At 58.1% G+C, this 2,605-nt stretch carries 1 protein-coding gene and 3 pseudogenes; 3 read left to right on the top strand and 1 reads right to left on the bottom strand.

The window, feature by feature from the left end:
- The 3 genes and pseudogenes from BN1800_RS44375 to BN1800_RS39300 all read left to right on the top strand — a co-directional run.
- A pseudogene (locus tag BN1800_RS44375) lies at positions 1-297 on the top strand (glucoamylase family protein); the annotation flags it as partial.
- A gap of 253 nt (positions 298-550) precedes the next feature.
- Positions 551-1,357 (top strand): MarC family protein, encoded by an 807-nt coding sequence (locus BN1800_RS39295; protein WP_244564828.1) that lies wholly within the window; start codon positions 551-553, stop codon positions 1,355-1,357.
- 135 nt (positions 1,358-1,492) lie between these two features.
- Positions 1,493-2,035: pseudogene (locus tag BN1800_RS39300) on the top strand (glucoamylase family protein); the annotation flags it as partial.
- Between the two features lie 129 nt (positions 2,036-2,164).
- Here the strand turns inward: BN1800_RS39300 and BN1800_RS41915 are convergent.
- Positions 2,165-2,605, bottom strand: a pseudogene (locus BN1800_RS41915) (ABC transporter ATP-binding protein/permease); the annotation flags it as partial.

Consider the following 2,605-nt stretch of genomic DNA (forward strand, 5'->3'; position numbering starts at 1 on the left):
CCGGCTTTACGGTTTCAAACCGTCGTTCAACCAGACCTATGCCGTCGAAAACAGTCCGACCGGATGGTGGGTAAGTCCCTATCACTTTGGCATTGACCAAGGTCCGGTGGTGCTGATGATCGAAAACTATCGGACCGGTTTGCTCTNGTAAGTCCCTATCACTTTGGCATTGACCAAGGTCCGGTGGTGCTGATGATCGAAAACTATCGGACCGGTTTGCTCTGGAACATCATGCGCCGATGCAAGCCCGTCGTGACGGGATTGCGCCGAGCAGGTTTTTCGGGGGGATGGCTCTAGGTCGGGTGTGTATCGTCTCACGCGGATAGAGCCGACTGCCGCCCTCGTTTCAACGCAGGGGTTGGGCTTCAGGTGAGGCGCCCGATTTCGGGGGGTCGAACGTATCGCGATTGTAGTGAACCGCAGAGTTCTAAAGTTCATTCAGCGCATCGCCGGCTATCTCGTTCACCCCGGAAGCCGGCTTTTCGGCTTCAAGTGAAAGGAAGGCGCTCTCTTGGCTGGAGACTGGTCATCGTTGACGTGGCTGCGGGACATGACCTCTGGGGCTGCCCTATCTTACGCGCTCGGCCTTATCAGCTCGTGCCAATTAATCCATCATGAAAAACGCCGGCGGCGGCTGGCCGGTCGATCGATTCTCCTAATTCTCGCTCTGGCGATGATCCTGCCCGCCTGTTTTCCGATGCAGTCCTTTGCGCAGTCGCCGCTTGGAGCGGGCACGCCGGAGGTGGAGTTCGGCGCGCGGAAAATGTTCTTCATGCTTTTTCTGATGCTTGGCCCGATCAAGATCCTGGTGCCTTTCGTGGCCATCACAAGCAACTGCGACCCTCCCTTTCGACGTTCGATGGCCAGGAGAGCGATCCTCTTTTCGGCGGCCGCGCTGGCAATCGCTGGCTTGCTTGGACGTACCATGCTTGAGAATTTCGAAATCTCACTGCCTGTACTGGCGATGACCGGAGGCATCATCTTGTTTCTCGTGGCATTGCGAACCGTCTTGCAGCAATCTGCCAGCCTGCCGGATAAGCCGACTGAGCCGGGCCAACCGCCAGATCTGAGACTGGCCCTTACTCCGTTGGCGTTTCCGACGATTGTCACGCCTTATGGTATCGCCGCGGTAATCGTTTTCGCGACGTTGGCGGGCGGCCGCAAAGCGGAAGGCCTCACTGTGGCTGCTATCGTATTGCTGATCCTGGCGCTGGACTGGGTGGCCATGATTTTCGCAGAGACCATTCTGAGGAGGATCGGAACTTCGCTTCAGGTATTGGCAGTGGTGCTCGGGGTAACCCAGGCAGCTCTTGGTCTGCAGGTCATCCTGCATAGCTTACGCATGATTGCCTGGTAGAAATTTCGCTCGCGGGTATGGCTCGTGCAAAGCCCACTGGCTGCTTTCGGAAGTGGGGTGCAGCAGTCATACTCTTCATCCGCGGTGACGCGCAGAGCGACACGTCAAGTCCCGTTGTCGTAGAGCGCGGCGTAGTCAGCCGTTTTCGAGAACAGCCGACAAGCGACCTTTGTGCAGCAGGAGTACGCGATACGCAATCCAATGAACTTCGTCGGCTACGGGCAATATTGCTGGGGCTTTACGGCGTGCGACGGGCCCGGCTGGATCACGCGGAAAGTCAATGGGGTCGAGCGGCAGTTCTTCGACTATATCGTCCGCGGTGCTCCGTTTGGCCCTGACGATGGGACGATCGCCCCGTGGGTTGTCATTGCCTCGCTGCCATTCGCACCAGAGATCGTCGTACCGACGGTCCGCAACTTTGCCCGGATGCCCCTTGGAATGACGCTCCTTTACGGATTCAAGCCGTCATTCGATCAGTCGTTTGCGGTGGAAGACAATCTCACAGAATGGTGGATATCTCCGTGTCATTTCGGCATTGACCAGGGGCCGATCGTGCTGGCGGTCGAGAACTACCGGACGGGCCCACTCTGGAATATCATGCGCCGCTGTTCGCCGATCGTGGCTGGCCTGCGCCGGGCGGGCTTCTCGGGCGGGTGGCTGTCGTTGCAGTCTGACTGAAAGCCGCGTGCTTTCAGGACGTTCCGCAGGGTGCTTGATCGCGGCTCATCACCTCGGCGGCTCTAGCGGCGTTGCTCTTGATCGTGATTGGTCGGTAGCTATTGCGAGCCATTACAGTAAAGATCAGCCTCAGTTCGGTGTCCACGTCCACCGACCATCCTCACTGTACTCAAGGACCGCGTGATACAGATCACGCGCGTCGTGGGCTTCTCCGTTATTGATGCACGTGATCGAACGGTCGGAAAGGAGGCGCAGGATCTTGCGGAGTTTTTTGGACCCCAGCGTCGTGTCGACTCGATCCAGGAAGACGACCTGCGGCGGCGCGAGCAGAACTTTCGCAACGGCTAAGAGCTGCTGCTCGGTCAGCGAAAGCGACATTTCCCAGCCTTGCTCCTTATCCAAGCCGCCCGCCTGGCTCACGACCCGTTCGAGATCAAGTTCGCGCAACACCTGGAACATTCGTTCGTCCGAAATTTCGCCTGCATTCTCCAGGCGCACAAGAATCTGGCGCAACGTACCTGGCGGCAGATAAGGTCGTTGCTTGAGAAACACGATGTCGTCGGAACCAGG

The sequence above is a fragment of the Rhizobium sullae genome (genome assembly GCF_900169785.1).
In the GTDB taxonomy this organism is placed as follows: Bacteria; Pseudomonadota; Alphaproteobacteria; order Rhizobiales; family Rhizobiaceae; genus Rhizobium; species Rhizobium sullae.

Bases quoted from the DNA above. Each gene is read 5' to 3' on its own strand.
- BN1800_RS39295 (WP_244564828.1), top strand. From the start codon at position 551: ATGACCTCTGGGGCTGCCCTATCTTACGCGCTCGGCCTTATCAGCTCG.